This is a genomic window from Neisseria sp. HMSC03D10 (assembly GCF_001807625.1).
Lineage (GTDB): Bacteria > Pseudomonadota > Gammaproteobacteria > Burkholderiales > Neisseriaceae > Neisseria > Neisseria mucosa.
The window spans coordinates 11,995-12,675 of sequence record NZ_KV789587.1 but is presented as its reverse complement, the minus strand read 5'-3'; the positions used below and the strand labels follow the sequence as shown (position 1 = coordinate 12,675).

Below are 681 nucleotides of genomic sequence, written 5' to 3'. Positions count from 1 at the left end.
TAAATCTTCAGGATACTTTCGCAAGAGGTCTATTGTAAATTTAGTGGAGGATATAAATTTTTTGATCACCGTAAGCACGTTTGATGGCATCTGCTTCATCCATCATTTCCTCGCGGCGTTCGCGACGGCGTTCGGCACGTTCTACTCGTTCATCGTTCTGAACTCTTTGGGAATCAGCCCGCATTGTGGCTTCTTGTTCAGGGGAAGGTAAGAAGCGCATATTGCCATAGGTTGGAGAACAGCCGACCAGCGCAGATAACACAAGGGACATCAAAACAGTTTTTTTCAACATAACAAATCCACTTATCCTTAGAGAGAGTTGGTTTGGGTTAATTTTTTTCATTTTATATCAAAAATTATGAGTTTGGCAAACTATTTTACGATTGTTTGGGAGGTTATAAAAAATGATATGGCATAAATATCAGAGAACGGTAATTCTAATATTTTAAATAAATAACCCATTGTTTAAATGAGATAATAGTTAAATAACTAGCGGATATTTGTATGTTTATTCATATGAATTTACTAATGTAAGTAATTAAATATTAATAAGGCTCGTACGCCATTTTTTGCATCATTTTAGCCGAGCTATATTTTATGTTTATAGATAGAAAAGAGGTTGTCCCAAGTAATTAAGGCAACCTTAAAAAAATATATAGTGGATTAACTTTAAACCAGTAC

General features: G+C 34.5%; 1 protein-coding gene. It reads right to left on the bottom strand.

The window, feature by feature from the left end; translation table 11 throughout:
* Nucleotides 1-40 precede the first annotated feature (40 nt).
* Entirely contained in the window at nt 41-292 is a 252-nt protein-coding gene (locus HMPREF3066_RS09105) for a hypothetical protein (protein ID WP_070442346.1), read from the bottom strand.
* Between the last annotated feature and the right edge of the window lie 389 nt (nt 293-681).

What these genes read in the sequence shown, in the direction of transcription:
- HMPREF3066_RS09105 (WP_070442346.1), bottom strand. Translation starts at nt 292, where the DNA reads ATGTTGAAAAAAACTGTTTTGATGTCCCTTGTGTTATCTGCGCTGGTC.